This window comes from Actinoallomurus spadix (genome assembly GCF_024055725.1).
GTDB lineage: Bacteria > Actinomycetota > Actinomycetes > Streptosporangiales > Streptosporangiaceae > Actinoallomurus > Actinoallomurus spadix.
Map to the genome: position 1 here is coordinate 12,849 of NZ_JAMXMX010000007.1, position 18,331 is coordinate 31,179.

Below are 18,331 nucleotides of genomic sequence, written 5' to 3' on the forward strand. Positions count from 1 at the left end.
CGGTCCCGTTTCCGCTGGTGATCGGGCGGCAAGGCGTAGCCCTATGGGCCCGGTAGAGTCGGCGGCGGCGGAGGACGGGGCCGGCGGGCTCGATCGTGTCCACCGTGTCCTGGCGCAGCCACGCGTCGGCATGGGGCCCGAGGCGGTCGCGGTCGACGTGCGGCGCCGGCGGGCGTTCGTGGCGTGCTCACGCAGCGACGCCGTGACCGCCGTCGACCTCGTCCGGATGACGCCCGTCTGGCGGGCGGGCGTCGGGCGGGAGCCCATACCGATCGTCTTCGACGCCCCGACCGGGCGGTTGTTCACCGCGGACGCACGGTCCGACATCGTCAGCGTCCTGGACGCGGGCACGGGGGAACCGCTCGCGCGGATCGCCGTGGGTGCCTATCCGGCGGGCCTGGGGTACCACCCGCGGCTCCGGCGGATCTTCAGCGGTGACACGGCCGCGGCCACGATCACCGTGGTCGACGCCGACCGCCTCGCACCGATCGGGGTCATTCCCGCCGGGCTCGGCGCCGGCAGCATCGCGATCGACCGGCGGCGCGACCGCGGGTACTGCGCGAACTTCATGGCCGCGTCCCTCACCGTCTTCGACCCGGTGACGCTGCGCCCGCTGGACCGGATTCCGGTGGGGCGCGGGCCGTGCAAGGTCGTCGCCGACCCGGTGGCCGACCGGCTGTACGTCGCGAACTCCCTGGAGAACACGGTCCTGTGGCTCTCGCTCGCCGACGGGCGGGTCGGCGGGTCGTTCCCGGTGGAACGTGCTCCGGTGGGCCTGGCGGTCTCCCGGGACGGCCGTCACGTGTACGTGTGCAACCGGGGGGCCGGCACCGTCAGTGTGCTCGACGTGCGCGCCGGCGCCGAGAGCCACCGGATCCGGGTCGGGTACGGACCGGGGGACTGTGTCATCGATCCCGCGACGGGCCGCCTGCTCGTGTCGAACGCGGGCAGCGGCACGCTCACGATCGTGGACCGGCCGTGGCTGCCCGGGCCGGAGGCGCCGGCGGGGCACCCGGCCGTCGGGCGGCTCCTGCCCGGCTTCGCGCTGCCGGACCTGCGCACCGGGCGGATCCGCACGACCCGGGAGTGGGCGGAGAAGAAGTACGTGATCAATTTCTTCGCCAGCTGGTGAGGCCCCTGTAACGCGGAGGCGCCGGTCCTGGAGGCACTGCGCCGCCGTACCGCCCGGTCGGGGCTGGAGATCATATCGATCAACGTGTGGGAGAGCCGGGACGCCGCCCGTGAGGCCCGCCACTTCGCGGAGGTATGGGACGTCCGGGGGACGATCCTGCTCGACGAGACCGGCGCGTACGCCGCCCGGCTCGGCGTCCGCGGGGTCCCGACGAATGTGCTCGTCGACGAGCGCGGTGTCGTCCGCGCGGTGGGCGTCACCGCCCCGGCCGACCTCGACGCCGCCGTGGCCCGGCGCCTCGCCGGGCCACGGCGATGAGCCGGGCCATGACGCGGGATGAGACCCGGCATGTCGTGGCTCATCGGAGACGGGACGCGGCTGGGCGCCGTGGCGGGTAAGGGCCGCGCTCATGTACGGGATCGCGCTGTTCACGCTGCGCGTCGGCGAGAGGCGCACACTGGCCCAGTGGACGATCACCTGCCCGCGCCGGCGCCGACGAGGAGGGAGAGGGCCATGAGGCCCCACGGGGCCTCCCGGAGGGCCGTGAGCGCGCCACCCCGGCCCCGCTGGGCAAGGAGGAAGTCGTCCGATCCTCCGGCCCGGGGAAGTAGGTTAGCGTCAGACACTATTGCAATATGCAACGGTAATCGGAATGGTTCGTACGGTGAACCGGTGGTCAGCGACGCCGGACCAGGAGCATCGCGGCGTCGTCGGCGATCGGCCCGCCCGTGTGGCGGACGAGGTCCGCCTCCAGATCCCGCAACGCCTGTTCGGCCTCGGAGCTTCGGAGAACGCCGGCGCGGTCGAGGAGCGGATAGAACGTCCCGGCGTCATCGCGGGCCTCGATGACGCCGTCGGTGTAGAACAGCATCTGGTCGCCGGGGGAGAAGGGCACCTGGTACGGCCGCGGCGGCGCGTCGGCCAGATCGGTCATGCCGAGCGGCGGGGACGGCTCCTCCGGCTCGACGAGGCGGAGGTCGCCGTCGCGGCCGAGGATCAACGGCGGAGGGTGGCCGCAGTCGACGAGGGTCACGTGGTCGTCGCCGAACTGGGCGAGAGCGGCGGTGACGAACTTCTCGCCGGACAAGGTGCGGCTCAGCGACTTCTCCAGCCGGTTGACGACACCCGGAAGGTCGGCCTCGTCGTACGCCGCCTCCCGGAAGGCGCCGAGCACGCCGGCGGCCGTCTCGACCGCCCCCAGCCCCTTGCCCTGGACGTCGCCGATCAGGATGCGGACTCCGAACGGGGTGATGACGACCTCGTACAGGTCGCCGCCGATCCGAGCCTCGGCGGCGGCCGAGGTGTAGTTGACGGCGATGAGCAGTGGCCCGGCCGACCGCGGGACCGGGCGCGGCAGCACCCGCTGGGCGACCTCCGCCACCGTGCGCACGGTGGCCAGCTCGCGCTCGCGCTGCTGCCGTCGTGCGCCGGCCAGCGCGCTGGCCGAGGTCACGCCGATGATCGAGGCGAGCGTGAGGTTGTCCTGTCGGTGCCCGAGGACATTGTCGTAGGCCGCCAGCACGATGCAGAGGACGAACGCGATGAGGCCGATCAGGACGATCCGGCGTGCTCCGTAGTGCAGGGCCGCGAACGCCGGCCCCAGCGCGAGCAGGGGAAGGTAGCCGAACTCCGGGCCCGCGGCCAGGTCGACGATCGCGACCGCGCCCATCATCGCGAACGGCAGGCATCGCGCGATCGGGTCGGCTCTTCCGGTCCCGGCGTCCTCGGCGATGCGTCTCCACCTCCATGCTGGACCGGCGTGTCCGGCATCGGGCACACCGGATGACCATTGCATTAGACAATGATCGATTCCAGTATATCGATCAGCCTCGTCGCCGTCCGTGGCCGGCGACGGCTCGAACCCACCCGCGTTCGCTCGGCGGCGCTCATCCGGAGCGGATCGGACAGATGGTGGTATCGCGGCTTCGATCGGGGGAAAGGGCCACTTAACGGGGCAGATTCGAGCGCTACCGCGGCGGGCCCGGCTGTGCGAGGCGCGCGCGGGCCGGCGAGGGGAAGACCGGCCGTGGCGCGCGAGGCGGCCGTCGGCGGGGTGACGGCACGTTCCCTACAGGGGGCTCAATGATCTTCATCATCGGGCTGGCCGCGGCCGGTCTTCTGGGGCTCGGCTTCGTGGCCCAGCAGCACGCGGCGTACCGAGAGCCGCTCGGCCGCATGCTGCACCCGTCCCTTCTGCTGGACCTCATCCACAAACCGCTCTGGCTCGCCGGCCTCGCCGCGATGGTGGGCGGCCAGATCCTCGGAGCGGTCGCACTGTCCGGAGCGGACGTGTCCAGGGTCGAGCCGCTGCTGGCGACCAACCTCGTGTTCGCCCTCGTCATCGGGCGCGTCGTCTGCAAGGAGAACCTGCACTGGAACGAATGGCTCGGCGGCCTCATGGCATCGGGAGGTATCGCGCTGTTCCTGGTGCTCGGCAGCCCCCGGGGCGAGCACCCCACCGGCCCGGAGTCCGGCCGTTGGCTGGCCGCCGTTGGGATCGTGTTCGTCGTGCTGATCCTCGTATGGATCGGACGGCGCTCCCCGCTCCAGACCCGGGCGATGCTGCTGGCCGCCGCGGCCGGCATCCTCTTCGGCCTGCAGGACGCCGTGACCCGGGGACTGCTGATCAGGATCGGTCACGGGCTCGGAGCGATCCTCGCGAGCTGGCAGCCGTACGCCCTGGTCGTCGTCGCGATCTGCGGCCTCCTGCTGGCCCAGTCCGCCTTCGACGCCGCGCCGCTCCGCGTCTCCCTGCCCGCGGCGACCGCGGCGGAGCCGATCACGGGGATCCTGCTCGGGGTCGTGGTGTTCACCGAGCGGCTGCGGCTGGGGGCCGGGCCGCTGGTCGGAGAGATCCTCGGGCTGGCCATGATGGTCGCCGGGATCATCATCCTCGGGCGCTCGCCGTACCTCGCCAAACGGGAGGACGACGTCGCCGGGTGCGCGGAGGCGAGACTGCCGTGATCGCCGTCGTGTGCGCACTGCTCGCCGCGGCGAGCAACGCCCTGGCGTCGGTACTGCAGCGCCGCGCCGCGCGCTCGGCCCCTGATGAGTTCGCCTTCCGCCCGGCCCTGCTGTGGGCGCTGATCCGCCGCCCGGTGTGGCTCGGCGGCATCGGGGCCCTCATCGCGGGATTCCTCCTGCAGGCCCTGGCACTGTCGAACGGCGGGCTGGCCCTCGTCCAGCCGCTCCTGGTCGCGGAGCTGCCGCTGACCATGATCTTCCTCGCCTGTCTGTCACGGGTCCACCTCGACCGGCGCACCTGGCTCGCGGTCGGCGCGATGACGGCGGGTCTGGCCGCGTTCCTCGGCGCGGCGTCACCGGCGCCGGGGCGGCGTTCCCCGAGCGTGCTGATCTGGGTGATCGCCGCGATCGTGACGGTCGGCACCATCGTCGGGATCGCCGTGCTGTCGAGGTCGACCTCGGGCGCGGGCCGGGCGGCGCTGCTGGGCGTGACCGCCGGAATCGGGTTTGCCTTCACCGCGACGTTCATGAAGGCGACCACCAACCTGGCGGACAAGGGCATGCCCGTCCTGCTGACGTCCTGGGAGCCGTACGCGATGATCGCGGCCGGCTTCGGCAGCCTGTTCCTCCTGCAGAACGCCCTGCAGAGCGGCACTCTGGTCGCCGCCCAGCCGGCGCTGACGATCTCCGATCCGGTGGCCAGCGTCCTGTACGGGATCATGCTGTTCGGAGAGAGCGTCCGGTCGGGGGCCTGGGTGGTCGCCGAAGCGGCGGGTTTCGCGCTGATCTTCTACGGCACCCTCCGGCTCAGCCAGTCCCCCATCGTCCAGACGCAGGCGGAGACCGCCTGAGCCGGGAGTCAGTACCCGACGCGGGTGTACTGCCGGATCCGGCAGTGACGGTGCCGCTTGCAGATGGCGTTGTTCCTGCTGACCCGTGCCACCGTGTTGGCGTCCGCGACGATCTGCACACCGGAGATGTTGACGGGACTCCGGATCGATGTCGTGTTGACGTTCGTCCTGCCGTTGCCGACCCGGTTGTGGTCGTAGGCCGGGGACTCCCGGAAGGTTGGCGCGGCCTGCGCTGGGGCGTCCAGCGACGACGCGATCACCCCGCAGACCGCGAGGCCGAAGACCGCGAAGAGGCGGCCGTGCCCGATTCGTCTCATCCGAAGGCTCCTCTCTCGGAGGACCGCCGCGGCCTCCTCGGAGGACCGATACCCGGTGACCGCCCGCGGACCGCCCGTCTGCGCGGTACTGGTGGAGATGATTACTCGCGCTTTGTCCCGCATCCGCGGTGCGAGCCGGTCCAGGCTCGTCCGGCGGGCGAAGCGAGTCCCGTACGGTCTCGTCCGGCGGCCCGGGGGTCACGGACGGGCTCGTCCGGCGGCCCGGGGGTCACGGACGGGCTCGTCCGGCGGCCCGGGGCGGGTCACGGAGGGGCGGGCAGCGGCGAACGGGCGATCGCGATCATCGCCGCGTCGTCGCCCAGCCGGCCGCCGACGTGGTCGAACAGGTCCCGGCGCAGCCGCTCGATGAGCGTGTCGACGTCCTCTCCGGCCCGCCGGCTCAGGTGCGCCGGCAGGTCGAAGAACGCGCCGGTACGGTCCCGGGCCTCGATCACGCCGTCGGTGTACAGCAGGAGGACGTCACCGGGCTCGAAGGAGAAGGCCGCCGGCTGGGCCCCACCGGCGGCCGGCAGGCCCAGACCCAGCGGAGGCGCGATCTGGTCCGGCTGCAGGGCCAGTACCCGGTCCCCGCGCAGGAGGAGCGGCGGCGGATGCCCGCAGGAGGCCACCTCCGCCTTCGGCTCGGCGTCGGGAAGATCGAGGACGCACGCGGTGACGAAGCACTCCGACGCGTCCGGGTCGGCCACGACGAACTCCTCGGCGTCCCGGCAGACGCCCTCCTCCAGCCGCGATACGAGTTCACGCAGGTCCATGGGGTGGTGTGACGCCTCACGGAAGGCGCAGAGCACCGCGGCGGCCTCACTGATCGACGCCAGCCCCTTCCCTCGCACGTCGCCGATGAGCAGACGGGTGCCGTCGGCCGTGCGGGTGGCCCCGTACAGGTCGCCGCCGATCCTCGCCTCCGCGGCGGCGGCGAGGTACATCGAGGCCATGCGCAGGGGGCCGGCCTCGCGGGGCAGGGGCCGGAGCAGGACCCGCTGGGTGATCTCGGACACCGAACGGACCCGATGCAGGACGGCCTTGTGCCGTTCCCGGACCGCGCAGAACACCACCACGAAGGCCGACACGGTCAGAAGCGCGAGCACCTCGAGCCACTGCTCGGGGCGGGTCAGGTCGCGCTGTTCGAGCCCCTCCGCGACGCCGGCGAGCAGGGCCAGCGTCCCGATCGCCGCGGTCCAGCGCGGACCGGCGAACGAGGCCGTGAGCGCGGGGGCGACCACGAGGAGCGGCCTCAGATGGATGTTCGCGGGCGTCAGGACGTCGACGACCGTGATGATCACGATGAGCGCGAGCGGGACGGCCACCAGGACGTGGCCCCGCTGGGCCTCCCGGCGGAGCTCCCCGAGGTGCGGCTGAATGCGCACATCTTCCTGGGTATCACGCGGCGGCCACCCCCCGGACGCGGGGTCGTGGCCCACGTGGCACGGCCGGCCACCGCGCGGGCGGCTCCCCGCGCGACGGCACCGCGTGTGGCGGTGCCGTCGCGCGGCGGTGCCGGTGCGCGGGCGACCCCTCGTGTGGCGGCGCCGCATGCGGGCGGTCTCACTGGGCGCCGGCGACGCCGATCGGCATGGACGGGTCGTCGTGGTCCTGCTGGGTGGTCTCCACGTCCTCGCTCTCCGGCGGCGGGACCGGCTCGGCGTCCACCCAGCCATCGCGGCGCAGCGCGGTGATGAAGGCGTCGACCAGCACGGGGTCGAACTGCGTGCCGGCGTTGCGCCGGATCTCCTCGATGGCGGTCTCGGCGGGCAGGCCGGGACGGTAGGACCGGGTGGAGGTCATCGCGTCGAAGGTGTCGGCGACCGCGATGATGCGGGCGAACTCGGGGATCTCCTCGCCGGCCAGGCCCATCGGGTAGCCCTTGCCGTCCAATCGCTCGTGGTGGTGCATGATGCCGCCGAGTGCCTCGTCGAGGAATTCGATGTCCCGCACGATCTCCTCACCGCGCATGGGGTGCAGTTGGATCGCGGCGAACTCCTCCTCGGTGGGGCGGCCGGGCTTCTGCAGGACCTTCGTCGGCACGCCGAGCTTGCCGACGTCGTGGAGCATTCCGGCGTAACGTATCCGGTTGATCCGGTCGGCGCGCATGCCGATCTGCCGGGCGATCATGACCGAGCCGTACGCGACGCGTTCGCTGTGGCCGCGGGTGTAGTAGTCCTTGGTCTCGACGGCCTGGCACAGGGCGGCGACGGTGGCCGCGTGCGCGCGCTGCTGGGCGAGGATCTGGGTGAACGCCCAGCGGGCGATGAACACCGGCATCAGCACCAGCACGGCGGACAGGGGGCCGGCCGCCGGCCAGATGCCGGCGATGAGCAGCCCGATCATTCCGAAGCCGAGGCAGCCGGGGGCCACCAGGCGCCCGGTCGCCAGGACCTCTCGCCAGGTCGCCTGCCGGCTGACGAGCAGGACGGTGGCCATCAGCGCGAGGTTGACGGTGACGAAGGTGACGAGGGCGCCGACGAAGGGGCCGATGACGTGACCGGTCCAGTTGGCGTCGCCCCAGCGGTACGGGTGGCCGCCGAGCGCCTGGAAGACCGCGCCCGCGGCGTATCCGCTCAGGGCGTACTGCGCGGCGTTGAAGAGGCGTTTGATCAGGGCGAGGTCGCGCCGGCCGGTGAGGATCGCCGTCACGCCGATCAGGGTCGCCCCGACCGGGCCGGCGAGGACGACGGCGGCGAGGCCGGCCGCGAAGCTCATGGACACCCGGGCGCGTTTGATCGTGAGGGTCGCCGCCGACGACTCGGTGACCACGAACAGGGCGGCGAGGACGGCGAGTCTCGGCCAGCACAGGCCCGTTAACGAGGACGTCGCGATGACGCCGATGGCCAGTGCGATGACGCCGCCGGCGTAGGCCCGTGCGGCGAGAGGCAGTCCGCGCATGCGCTCTCCCTGGGGGAACGATGAACGTAGTCACTCTGTCACAGATCGTGATCGTTGGCGAGAGTCGCGCGGTCAGGATCTCCTATACCTCCGGCCACAGGGGTATTAAGGGGTACGACCCCCGCCGGCGCCGCCGGCCTGCACAATCCCCCTGGAGGTCAGGTCTTGTCCCCCCTCACCCCCCTCGCAGACGCGCCGCCACCGCCGATCACCGCGGCGGGACACGCGCATCTGCTGATCGCCGTCCTGGTGGGCATCGCGGTGATCGTCGTGCTCATCACGGTGTTCAAGCTGCACGCCTTCCTCTCCCTGACCCTCGGCTCGCTGGCCCTCGGCGCGGTCGCGGGGGCTCCTCTGGACAAGGTGGTCGACAGCTTCACGAAGGGTCTCGGCAGCACCGTCGCCGGCGTCGGCGTGCTCATCGCCCTCGGCTCCATCCTCGGCAAGATGCTGGCCGACTCGGGCGGCGCCGACCAGATCGTCGACACCATCCTGGCCAGGGCGAGCGGCCGGGCCATGCCGTGGGCGATGGTCCTGATCGCGGGCGTCGTCGGGCTGCCGCTGTTCTTCGAGGTCGGCATCGTTCTGCTGATCCCGGTGGTGCTGCTCGTCGCCAAGCGCGGGAACCACTCGCTGATGCGCATCGGGATCCCGGCCCTCGCGGGCCTGTCGGTCATGCACGGTCTGGTCCCGCCGCATCCCGGGCCGCTCGCCGCGATCGGCGCGGTCCACGCCGACCTGGGCGTCACGCTCGCGCTCGGCCTCCTCGTCGCGGTCCCCACAGTGATCATCGCGGGCCCGGTCTTCTCCCGGTACGCGGCGCGGTGGGTCGACGTTCCCGCTCCCGACCGGATGGTGCCGCAGTCCAGCGCCGAGGAGATCGAGCGGCGCCCCGGTTTCGGCGCGACGATGGTCACGGTGCTGCTGCCGGTCGTGCTCATGCTGATCAAGGCGCTGGTCGACATCGTGATCGACGACCCGAAGGACATGACGCAGCGGGTCGCCGACGTGATCGGCACGCCGATGATCGCGCTGCTGGCCGCCGTCATCCTGGGGCTGTTCACGCTGGGCCGTCCCGCCGGATTCACGCGGGAGCGCCTCTCGTCCGTCGTGGAGGGTTCGCTCGCGCCGATCGCGGGCGTGTTCCTGATCGTCGGCGCGGGCGGTGGTTTCAAGCAGACGCTGATCGACGTCGGTGTGGGGCAGATGATCGTCGATCTCTCGAAGCACTGGTCGATCCCGGCGCTGGTCCTCGGGTGGTTGATCGCGGTGGCCATCCGGCTCGCCACCGGTTCGGCGACCGTCGCCACGGTGTCGGCGGCCGGCCTGGTCGCCCCGCTGACGGCCGGGATGTCGGGCTCGCACGTCGCGCTGCTGGTGCTGGCGATCGGCGCGGGCTCGCTGTTCTTCAGTCATGTCAACGACGCCGGCTTCTGGCTGGTCAAGGAGTACTTCGGGCTGAAGGTCGGCCAGACCGTCGCGACCTGGTCGCTGATGGAGACGATCATCTCCGTCATCGCCTTCGCCTTCGTCCTCCTGCTTTCGCTCGTCGTGTGACCCCTGGCGCCGCCGCCCCGCGCGCTTCGCGGGGCGGCGGCGCCAGGCGGTACCAATCGGTATGAAATTCGTCGCTTGTGACGAATGCTGTCGTACGCTCCGCTATGGTCTGCCCGGTACCGGGATCCCCCCGACGCGGAGGAAATGTGCGCCGTTCCCTGTTGGTCACCGGTCTGACGATCCTGGCGATCACCGCCTCGGCCTGCGGAGGCAAGTCCGGTGACGCGAAGAAGAACACGGCGGCGGTCGCGCCGCGCGACGCGGCGGTGCGCCCGACGGCGACACCGGTCAAGGTGGTGGTCCTCGTCGACCGCAAGAAGCGCGCCGAGACGATGACGACGGCGCCGACCGTCCGCGACGTGCTCACCCAGGTGGGCATTCAACTGGGCAGGTACGACCTGGTCACGCCGGCGGCGGACGCCGCTCCGGCGGCGACGATCAAGGTGCTGCGGCTGCTGTCCGCGCCTAAGACGACCAAGGTCGTGATCCCGCCGCCGACGATCGAGAAGAAGGACCGCAAGCTGCCCGCCTTCAGCCGGAAGGTGACCCGCGCGGGCCGCTCCGGCTACAAGATGGTCACGACCGCGTACGTCCGGCGGCACGGTAAGAAGGTCAAGGCCGTCCTCGACCAGGAGGTCAAGCGCAAGCCGGTGTCGCGGATCATCGCCCTCGGCCCGCAGCCGGGCGGTGTCGGCTCGGCCGCCCGCCTCAACTGGGCGGCGCTGGCCAAGTGCGAGTCGGGCGGCAACCCGCGGGCGGTGAACCCGGCGGGCTACTACGGGCTGTACCAGTTCAACCGGCAGTCCTGGGCGACGGTCGGCGGATCGGGGCTGCCGAGCGCGGCGTCGCCGGCCGAGCAGACCTACCGCGCGCAGCTTCTCTACAACCGGGTGAACGGCCGCTGGCAGGGTCAGTGGCCGAACTGCGGCCACTACCTGTTCAGCTGAGAGGTGGCATACGGGCGGGGTGCGGGGGAGCACCCCGCCCGTAAAGGGGGAAGGGGACAGGCGCGGGCCGCGACCGTGCCGGGCACGGACCCGGTCCGGATCTGGAAGATCCCTCTACGTTCGCGGGTGGGCGTCAGGCGGGCGGCCGACGGATTCCGCCGGTTTCTTCCCTTGACGCATGAACGACGCTATGCGGGGTATAACTGGACGTCAACACGGATCTGTCGACATTGTCGAACAAGATCCCCTGGACCGGCGAGGTGACGGAACCGCGGTCGCGGACAGCAGCCGGTCGAGGCCGACCAGCCTGATGAGGCGGTAAACCTGGCGACCCGGGCGGACCAGTGTCAACCGCCCGCCCGCTTGGTCGGCTTCGTTGGCGCACCGCACGAGGGCGCCGAGTCCCCGCGCGTCGCAGAACACCAACCCGGACGCGTCGATCACCACGTCGGGCCCATGGCGGAACAGCACCTCGAGGACCAGGTCCCCGAAGGCGTCCGCGCCCGCGATGTCGAGTTCGCCGCGTAGCGACACGATCGGCACCGTTCCCCGGCGCACCCGTGTGCTCGCCTCCAGGATTGGTCCGAGACTCTCCCGGACCTCCCGTACCGGTGCGTTCCGTTTTGGAATGGACGTACTCGTGAGCAGCCTGCCCGCCATGGATTTCCCCCGCCTGCGAAATCGGCGGAGTGTGGCGCGCCCCGCCTCCCCCGGGCGGGCGCCGAACGGCCGTCTCACGGCTCGATCTCCGCCGGACTAAGAGCATGCTCGCCGAGCGGAGACCGGGTCACTAGGGCCGAAAGTCCCACGAAGTGCGATCGGCGGAGCATGTCCCTACGCTGACCGTTGTGCCGGAAGTGATCGATTACGGGCGGTTCGCCGAGCGGCTGCGGCGGGTGATGCCGCGGTGGGACGACCGCGGCCGCATGTCGCCCGCCGAGTTCGCCGAACACCTGGCGGACACGGGACCGCGCTGGGAACTGCTGCGCGCCTTCCAGGAGGAGTGGGGATACGAACCGCCCGGGGGCGAACCCCGCTGGCCGCGCTGGTCGGAGTCCGAGCATCGCGCGTACGTCCGCCGCCTCGAGGCCGAGTGGACCGGGGAAGAGGACGACGAGTTCGCCGGTGTCGACCCGGCACTGCCCATCCCGGCGGCCCTGGACGAATGGTGGGACCTGCCGTTCAACTCCTTCACCTACCGGCCCCGCCTTTACTGGACCAATCCCGAGTGGCCGCCGACGGTGCGCCCGGACCCCACCGGATACGGCTCCTCGAGAGGGCTGCCGCCGGGCAACCCGTTCGTCGGGCCGGACGACGACCACCGGGTCTGCGTGTTCAAGGCGGAGTACCAGTACTGCAACGAGTGGGGTTACCTCGCCGCCGAGGCCGCGCTGCCCGACCCGAAAGTGCTGGTCAGTGTCGATGACGGCTGGGTCGTGCAGGCGCGATCGATCTCGGAGTTCTTCCTGCAGCTGGCCGTGGATCGGCTGCCCGCCCACTTCGGCTGGAGCATACGGCTGTACGACCCGGCGCCCGGCCTGGTGGACCGGATCCGGCGCGAGTTCCCCGAGCTCGGCCTGCTGCCCTGGCGCGAACTCAGCGCGAACACCGTCACCTACGGCGCACCCGACGCGATCATCTACCTCGACGACGGGGGCGTCGTCGACTTCCCCCTCGTGGTGCACGCCCGGACCCGTACCGCCATCGAGGACCTGGCCCGTACGCTCGGCGTCGACTGGGCCGACGAGATCCAGCCCCCGTCGGCCGACCGGCCGGACCCGGAGGACGCGGCGGAGCCGGCGGATCCCGAGCCGCTGTCCCTGCGGGCCGGCCAGGCGGACTCCGGCGGGCGGTGGATCGTCGAGGCCGTCTCCGACCGGCCGCTCTCCCCGCCGGATCCCGAGCCTCCGGCGCTGCCGGCCGGCGCGGACCGGCCGGCCGGTCTCACGGTCTGGGCCACCGACCCGGAGATCGGCGTCGTCGCCGGCGATCAGGTCGGCGGCCTGCACGTGTGGCCTCCCGCCCCAGCGGGCGCGGACGCGCCGGTGGCTCCGCTCAGCCGTACGGCGCACGACGCGCCGGTGACCGCGATCGCCTGCCGGGACTTCGGCGAAGCGGGCGGCGCGGTGCTGAGCGGGGACTCGGCCGGGCAGGTGAACGTGTGGACGCCCGGCGGCGGTGACCCGGTGCCGCTCGGGCTCGGCCGGTGCGGCACGGTGGTCGCGCTCGGCCTCGAGTATCTGGAGACGGGGCCGGCGATGGTCGCCGCCTGGAGCACGGGGTCCGTCTGGCTGTGGGACCACGGGTCGGGCCTCGACGCGATCATCGACCTCGGCCCGGGCATCGAGGCGTTCCTCCTGGACCCGGAGGGCGTCCTGACCGTCGGCGGCCCGACGGGGACCGCCACCGTACGCCTCGACCTCGACCGCCTCTGGCCGAAGCGGGAGCTGCACCGCTCCCTGAACCGGTTCGACTGGGACAGGCTCGAGGGGGCGGGCGGCCCGGTCGGCGGGTTCCCCGACCGGATCCTCACGGCGGCGTCCGACGACGCCGAGGCCGCCGAGGAGGCGCTGACCGACCTGCGGGCGGTCCTGATCGACGGGGAGAGGGTCTTCCCGGCGACCGTGCCGGCCGTTCCCTTCCTCATCATGCTGGCCGCCGATCCGGACACCCGCGTCCGGCGTTCCGCGCTGGCCCTGGCGGCGGACCTCGTACGGCCGGCCCCCGGGCCCGCGGCCGAGGGGGAGCCGCCCGAGCCGTGGGCCGGGCACGTCCGTTCGGCGGCCGAGGGGTGCGTGACCCACGTGGCCGAGCTGCTGGACGACCCCGACCCGGGCGTGCGCGAGGCGGCCGAACGGTTCCTGTCCCGCTTCCCCGGCCGAACCGCCGAGGACGAGTGAGGACGGGCCCGGGACACATGTCCCGGGCCCGTCCGGCGTTCAGTGGTCGGCCAGCCGGGCGAGGAGGGCGACCGCGCGGACCAGGTCGCGCCGTTCCCTGGGGTCGAGCTCGCTCGCTATCGCCTCGGCCAGCCAGCCGGCCCGCCGGGTCCGCTGGCTCCGCAGCTCGGCGCGGCCCGCGTCGGTGACGGTGAGCAGGGTCTTGCGGGCGTCGCTCGGGTGCGGCCCGGCGGTGATCAGGCCGAGATCGGTGAGCCGCCCGACCGTACGGGCCATCGACTGGTGTCGCACGTGCTGCCGCTCGGCCAGCTCGGCGGTGGTCATCGGGCCCTCCCGGTCGAGGTGGCCGAGCACGGCGGCCTGGGGGGTGGGCAGGTCCTCCGGGCGGCGGGCCCGGCGCACCAGCCGCCCGACGACCAGCCGCAGCTCATGGGCGACCTCGTTGACGTCCACCTCGTCCACCTCGTCCATGCGGGAAACTCTACAGCCATGCTGTATATTCGCCATCGATATACAGCATGGCTGTATGAATTCGGAGATGAAGGGACGTCGGCCCATGCGACTGACCAAGTTGGGACACGCCTGCGTCAGGATCGAGAAGGACGGCACGACGCTGGTCGTCGACCCCGGGGGACTGACCCCGCCGGGAGCGCTGGACGGCGCCGACGCGGTGTTCGTCACCCACGAGCACTTCGACCACTTCGACGAGGGCGCGCTGCGCGCCGCGCTCGACGCGTCGCCGGCGCTGCGGGTCTGGACCAACGGCGCCACCGCCGCCAAGCTCGAGGGCCTGGGCTCCCGGGTCACGGTCGTCGGCCACGGCGACACCTTCGACGTGAACGGCATCGGCGTGGAGGTCCACGGCGAGTGGCACGCGGTCATCCACCCGGACATCCCCCGCGTCGGCAACGTCGGCTTCCTCATCGACGGGAGCGTCTTCCACCCGGGCGACGCCTTCACCGTGCCGGAGCGGCCGGTCGACACCCTCATGGTGCCGATCAGCGGCCCCTGGCAGAAGCTCGCCGAGGTCATCGACTACGTCCGGGAGGTCAAGCCGGCCCGCGCCTACTCCGTGCACGACGAGGTCCTCAGCGACATCGGCAAGACGGTCGTGAGCGGCATGCTCGGCGCCAACGGCCCGGGCACCGGCACCGCGTACGAGCGGTTCTCGCCGGGCGACGCCGTCGAGCTGTAGCCCGGACCGTCACGGCGACGGCGCCCGCCAGGCCGATCAGGCCGAGGACGACCGCGAGGTGGGCGCCGTACGCCTGGGGGAGCCGTGAGGAGTCCCCGGCCCGGCGGCCGAGCCCGAGGACCATCGGCAGCGCCACGGCCGAGACCGACGCCGCGAGCACCAGCGACACCCGCACCGGACCGCGGTACGGCGCCGGCAGCCGCCCGGTGAGCAGCGCCACGCCGAGCACGGCCGGGACGAGCAGCAGGTCGTGCACGAGCGCCGCGCCCGCGAACCAGACCAGCCAGCCCGCCGGGTCGGTCTCGGCGGCGTCGCGCAGCAGCCCGGCGCCGCCGACGCCGATCAGCGCCGCGCCGAGACCGTACGCGACGAGGCGACCCCGCAGCACCCTCATGAACCCCGCACCACCAGCCGGGCGATCCACTTGGTCTGCAGCACGCCGGGACGGTCCGGGGCGATCAGCCGGCACGGGTACCCGTGGTCGGGCGACAGCGGCTCGCCGTTCAGGTCCAGGGCGAGGAGCGTGAGCCCGTCGTGCCAGTGCGGCGGGTCGACCTCCGAGGCGCGGTACCGCCCGCCCGCCTCCAGCGACTCCACGCGGACCCGCGCGCCCGCGCCGGCGCCCGCCGCGTGGAGGACGTCGCGGAGGCGTACCCCGGCCCAGGTCGCCTCGGCGCTCCAGCCCTCGACGCACGCGATCGGCAGCCGTACGACGTGACGCGGCATGGCCCGCAGGTCGGCCAGGGGCAGGGACAGCTCACGCGCCACGTCGCCGGTGACGGCGAGCCGCCAGGCCGGATCGGGGCGGACGCCGGCGGCGGCCGCGGTCTTGTTCACCGGCAGCCGCTGCGGCCCGACACCGGGCCGGCGCGGGGCCAGCAGCGCGAGCCCGCCGAGCGGCGTGAACGTCTCCCCGACGGTCGTCAGCCCGACCAGCCCGCACGCCCCCGCGACGGTGGCGAGGAACCCCCGGCGCGAGGGCCCGGCCGGACGCGCGCCCGCACCCGCCCGCCGCGGGCGCAGGCCGCGGACCTTGGCCCACTCGTTCGCGACGTGGACGACCAGCGCGCCGTACACGATGTACGCCGTCCAGTAGTGCGCCGTCGTGAAGAAGAACGGGAACGGATAGAAGTAGGCGATGTTGAACAGCCCGGTGACGAGCTGGAACAACGCCCCACCGACGAGCGGGAACACCAGCGCCCGTTCGAGCGCGTGCCCCGCCGACCGCACCGGCGGCCACCGCCACAGCCTCGGATAGACCGTCCACAGTTTGGCCAGCAGCAGCGGGATCGTGGCCAGGCCCCCGATCACGTGGACGCCCTGCGTGAGCCGATAGAGGCCGGCCGGCCGCGACGGCCAGACCGCCCATCCCGGCGGATGCTGCATGAAGTGGCTGATCAGCCCGGTCGTGAACGCGACCGTGAAACTCACGCCGAGCGCCACGCCCAGCCACGCGGCGGTCCGCTCGTCCCGCTCGTCGCGCTCCCGTGAGGAGAACCGCCCGATCGCCGTGATCAGCCGAGCGGGGTCAGGTCGGCGAAGCATCGCCCGGCCTCCGTCCAGATCTCGGCCACCCGCAGGCTGGCCTCCTCCGCGTACCCGCCGATCGCGTCACGGGCGACGTGCGACCAGCGGAACCAGCCGCTCACCTGCCGCTCGTCGCGGAGCCGCACCCACTCCGTACGCGTCACGGCGCCGAGCTCGGCGATCGCCCGCCCCCGCCGGTGCAGCAGCGCCTCGACGCGCCGCAGCAGCGCGGCGGGGTCGCCGCCGATGCCGATGTTGCCGTCGGCCAGCAGCACCGTCTCCCACCGCCCGGCGCCCGGGACGTGGCCGAACACGTCCCGGAGCAGGGCCAGCCCGCCCGCCGCGCGCGTCATCTCGACGGCGTACGGCGTGACGTCGATGCCGAGCGCGGGCAGCCCGCGCTCGGCGAGCGCGACCGTGAGCCGCCCCGGGCCGGAGCCGACGTCGAGCGTCGGCCCGGCGCAGCGGTCCACCAGCGCGTCGTCGCCGGGCCGCCCGTCGCACCACTGGTCGACCGGGAGGCCCTCCCGCCGCCCGTCGGCGTGCTCGATCTCCACCGACCCGAGCCCGGCCAGCGACCCCTCGTACAGCCCGCCGATCACCGCGCGCCTCCCCGTACGGGGACGGGCGCGGGATCCCCGGGCCGGCCCATCGCCGCGAGCGCGGCGGCGAACCGGGTCCCGGGCGCCTGGCCCGCCACCCGTACGGCGTCGGCGGCGGTGTCCACGTCGGTCAGCGTGCCGAGGGTGGTGACCCGCAGCCCGCACAGCCGGGCCCGCTGACACGCCCCGGTGTCCGGACGTGACATCGGCACCCCGAGCAGCAGCCGGGGATCGGGCCGCCGCAGGCCGAGGAGCCAGAACCCTCCGTCGGCGGCCGGGCCGAACACCGCGTCCCCCTCGCCGAGGCTTCGCGCCGCCCGCGTGAGCCGCGCCGGGGTGACCTGGGGCGTGTCCATGCCCACGAGGACGGCGGGCCCGCCCGCGTCGGCGACGGCGTTCGCGAGCCGTTCGTCCAGCCCGCCGCCGCGCTGCGGGACCACCTCGAACCCCTCCGGCAGCCACCGGCCCGGCCGCCCGGCGAGGACGAGCACCCGCCGCGCCGCCGGGGTCGCCGCGACGGCGGCGAGAGTGTCGGCCAGCGCCGCCTCCGCGAGCGCCGCCGCCTGGACGGGCGTGAACGGCGGGGTCAGCCGGGTCTTGACCCGGCCCGGCACCGGCTCCTTGGCGATCACGAGCAGCGTCACCGGACCGCCCGGGGCGGGCGCGGTCACACCGTCTCCAGGACGCGCCGCATGTCGCGGACGGCCCGGAGTGTGCCCCGCACGGTCCCGGTGACCTTGGACCGCCCGGTACGCGGGTGGTAGGCGACGTCCGTCTCGGCGATCCGCCAGCCCTGGGCGCGGGCGCGCAGCACCATCTCCAGGGGGTACCCCGACCGCCGGTCGGTCAGGTCGAGGCCGAGCAGCCGGGTCCGCCGGGCGGCCCGCATCGGGCCGAGGTCGCCCAGACCCGCACGGCGCGCGACGACGGCGTTGCCGAGCCGGGCGTGCGGCGGCCAGGCGCGGAACGACACCGGCCGCCGCCGCCCCAGCACCAGGTCCGCGCCCGTCCCGTCCACGAGGGCCCGGTCCGCGACGGCTCCGTCCGCGCGGCTCGGTTCCGGGGCGGCGTCCGCCAGGAGGCGGACGACCTTGGGCAGATCGGCCGGGTCGAGGGAGGCGTCGGCGTCCATGAAGCAGACGATGTCGGCGGTCGCGGCCAGCAGCCCGGCGTGGCAGGCGGCACCGAAGCCGCGGCGCGGCTCGCGCACGACGAGCGCCCCATGGGCCTCGGCGACCTCCGCCGATCCGTCCGTGGAGCCGTTGTCGACGACGATCGGGCGATGGCCCTCGGGCATCCGCGTCAGCACCCACGGCAGGGCGGCCGACTCGTCGAGGCAGGGCAGTACAACGTCGATCATGTCGGCGACGCTACGCCGGGACCCCCGCCGGCAACCCTTACGGAGTGATGACGTGTACGGCGCATCCCGCCTGGTCAG

The 18,331-nt window shown here is 73.1% G+C and carries 18 protein-coding genes and 1 pseudogene; 8 read left to right on the plus strand and 11 right to left on the minus strand.

Annotated elements, in window-relative coordinates; genetic code table 11:
• The first annotated feature begins 43 nt into the window (after positions 1 to 43).
• Together NE235_RS11685 and NE235_RS11690 are read left to right on the plus strand one after the other, a co-directional pair.
• A complete protein-coding gene (locus NE235_RS11685; protein ID WP_252801776.1) occupies positions 44 to 1,132 on the plus strand; it encodes a YncE family protein in 1,089 nt (362 codons plus the stop codon).
• A gap of 12 nt (positions 1,133 to 1,144) precedes the next feature.
• A pseudogene (locus tag NE235_RS11690) lies at positions 1,145 to 1,450 on the plus strand (TlpA family protein disulfide reductase); the annotation flags it as partial.
• A 358-nt stretch (positions 1,451 to 1,808) separates the two neighbouring features.
• Here the strand turns inward: NE235_RS11690 and NE235_RS11695 are convergent.
• Positions 1,809 to 2,909, minus strand: a complete 1,101-nt coding sequence (locus NE235_RS11695) for a PP2C family protein-serine/threonine phosphatase (RefSeq protein ID WP_252801778.1) — start codon at positions 2,907 to 2,909, stop codon at positions 1,809 to 1,811.
• Between the two features lie 305 nt (positions 2,910 to 3,214).
• On the opposite strand from NE235_RS11695, the gene NE235_RS11700 reads away from it, so the two are divergent.
• The gene (locus tag NE235_RS11700) at positions 3,215 to 4,096 is read left to right on the plus strand and encodes a DMT family transporter (protein ID WP_252801780.1); all 882 of its coding nucleotides are present in this window, start codon (positions 3,215 to 3,217) and stop codon (positions 4,094 to 4,096) included.
• A complete protein-coding gene (locus NE235_RS11705; RefSeq protein WP_252801787.1) occupies positions 4,093 to 4,947 on the plus strand; it encodes a DMT family transporter in 855 nt (284 codons plus the stop codon). The genes NE235_RS11700 and NE235_RS11705 overlap by 4 nt, the downstream gene beginning before the upstream one ends.
• Before the next feature lie 8 nt (positions 4,948 to 4,955).
• Here NE235_RS11705 and NE235_RS11710 read toward each other — a convergent pair whose 3' ends face one another.
• The 3 genes from NE235_RS11710 to NE235_RS11720 all read right to left on the minus strand — a co-directional run bounded on the left by NE235_RS11710 (position 4,956) and on the right by NE235_RS11720 (position 8,165).
• Positions 4,956 to 5,264, minus strand: coding sequence for a hypothetical protein (locus tag NE235_RS11710; protein ID WP_252801789.1), 309 nt, complete (start codon positions 5,262 to 5,264; stop codon positions 4,956 to 4,958).
• Positions 5,265 to 5,527: 263 nt separating this feature from the next.
• Positions 5,528 to 6,649, minus strand: coding sequence for a PP2C family protein-serine/threonine phosphatase (locus tag NE235_RS38135; RefSeq protein WP_252801791.1), 1,122 nt, complete (start codon positions 6,647 to 6,649; stop codon positions 5,528 to 5,530).
• Between the two features lie 178 nt (positions 6,650 to 6,827).
• Entirely contained in the window at positions 6,828 to 8,165 is a 1,338-nt protein-coding gene (locus tag NE235_RS11720) for an HD-GYP domain-containing protein (protein WP_252801794.1), read from the minus strand.
• A 165-nt stretch (positions 8,166 to 8,330) separates the two neighbouring features.
• Between NE235_RS11720 and NE235_RS11725 the strand changes: the two genes are divergently transcribed.
• Positions 8,331 to 9,722, plus strand: a complete 1,392-nt coding sequence (locus NE235_RS11725; RefSeq protein WP_252801796.1) for a GntP family permease — start codon at positions 8,331 to 8,333, stop codon at positions 9,720 to 9,722.
• Positions 9,723 to 9,868: 146 nt separating this feature from the next.
• Positions 9,869 to 10,669, plus strand: a complete 801-nt coding sequence (locus tag NE235_RS11730) for a transglycosylase family protein (protein WP_252801799.1) — start codon at positions 9,869 to 9,871, stop codon at positions 10,667 to 10,669.
• Between the two features lie 210 nt (positions 10,670 to 10,879).
• On the opposite strand, the gene NE235_RS11735 is transcribed toward NE235_RS11730, so the two are convergent.
• On the minus strand, positions 10,880 to 11,329 hold the full coding sequence (locus tag NE235_RS11735; RefSeq protein WP_289848515.1) for an STAS domain-containing protein: 450 nt from the start codon (positions 11,327 to 11,329) through the stop codon (positions 10,880 to 10,882).
• Positions 11,330 to 11,517: 188 nt separating this feature from the next.
• Between NE235_RS11735 and NE235_RS11740 the strand changes: the two genes are divergently transcribed.
• Positions 11,518 to 13,569, plus strand: coding sequence for a hypothetical protein (locus NE235_RS11740; RefSeq protein WP_252801803.1), 2,052 nt, complete (start codon positions 11,518 to 11,520; stop codon positions 13,567 to 13,569).
• A 39-nt stretch (positions 13,570 to 13,608) separates the two neighbouring features.
• On the opposite strand, the gene NE235_RS11745 is transcribed toward NE235_RS11740, so the two are convergent.
• Positions 13,609 to 14,040: a MarR family winged helix-turn-helix transcriptional regulator gene (locus NE235_RS11745; RefSeq protein WP_252801813.1), complete on the minus strand. Its 432-nt coding sequence runs from the start codon at positions 14,038 to 14,040 to the stop codon at positions 13,609 to 13,611.
• Between the two features lie 85 nt (positions 14,041 to 14,125).
• On the opposite strand from NE235_RS11745, the gene NE235_RS11750 reads away from it, so the two are divergent.
• Entirely contained in the window at positions 14,126 to 14,764 is a 639-nt protein-coding gene (locus NE235_RS11750) for an MBL fold metallo-hydrolase (protein ID WP_252801815.1), read from the plus strand.
• On the opposite strand, the gene NE235_RS11755 is transcribed toward NE235_RS11750, so the two are convergent.
• Genes NE235_RS11755 through NE235_RS11775 form a run of 5 tightly spaced genes read right to left on the minus strand, consistent with a single transcriptional unit; the run spans position 14,658 to position 18,253 of the window.
• Complete coding sequence (locus NE235_RS11755) at positions 14,658 to 15,158, minus strand: hypothetical protein (RefSeq protein ID WP_252801818.1); 501 nt, start codon at positions 15,156 to 15,158, stop codon at positions 14,658 to 14,660. The genes NE235_RS11750 and NE235_RS11755 overlap by 107 nt on opposite strands.
• Positions 15,155 to 16,309 (minus strand): molybdopterin-dependent oxidoreductase, encoded by a 1,155-nt coding sequence (locus tag NE235_RS11760; RefSeq protein WP_252801820.1) that lies wholly within the window; start codon positions 16,307 to 16,309, stop codon positions 15,155 to 15,157. The genes NE235_RS11755 and NE235_RS11760 overlap by 4 nt, the downstream gene beginning before the upstream one ends.
• Positions 16,279 to 16,893 carry a methyltransferase domain-containing protein gene (locus NE235_RS11765; RefSeq protein WP_252801822.1) on the minus strand — a complete coding sequence of 205 codons (615 nt, stop codon included), beginning with the start codon at positions 16,891 to 16,893 and terminating at the stop codon, positions 16,279 to 16,281. The genes NE235_RS11760 and NE235_RS11765 overlap by 31 nt, the downstream gene beginning before the upstream one ends.
• Positions 16,890 to 17,564 carry a TIGR04282 family arsenosugar biosynthesis glycosyltransferase gene (locus NE235_RS11770; protein WP_252801832.1) on the minus strand — a complete coding sequence of 225 codons (675 nt, stop codon included), beginning with the start codon at positions 17,562 to 17,564 and terminating at the stop codon, positions 16,890 to 16,892. The genes NE235_RS11765 and NE235_RS11770 overlap by 4 nt, the downstream gene beginning before the upstream one ends.
• Entirely contained in the window at positions 17,561 to 18,253 is a 693-nt protein-coding gene (locus NE235_RS11775) for a glycosyltransferase family 2 protein (protein ID WP_252801834.1), read from the minus strand. Before NE235_RS11775 ends, NE235_RS11770 begins: the two co-directional genes overlap by 4 nt.
• Positions 18,254 to 18,331 lie beyond the last annotated feature (78 nt).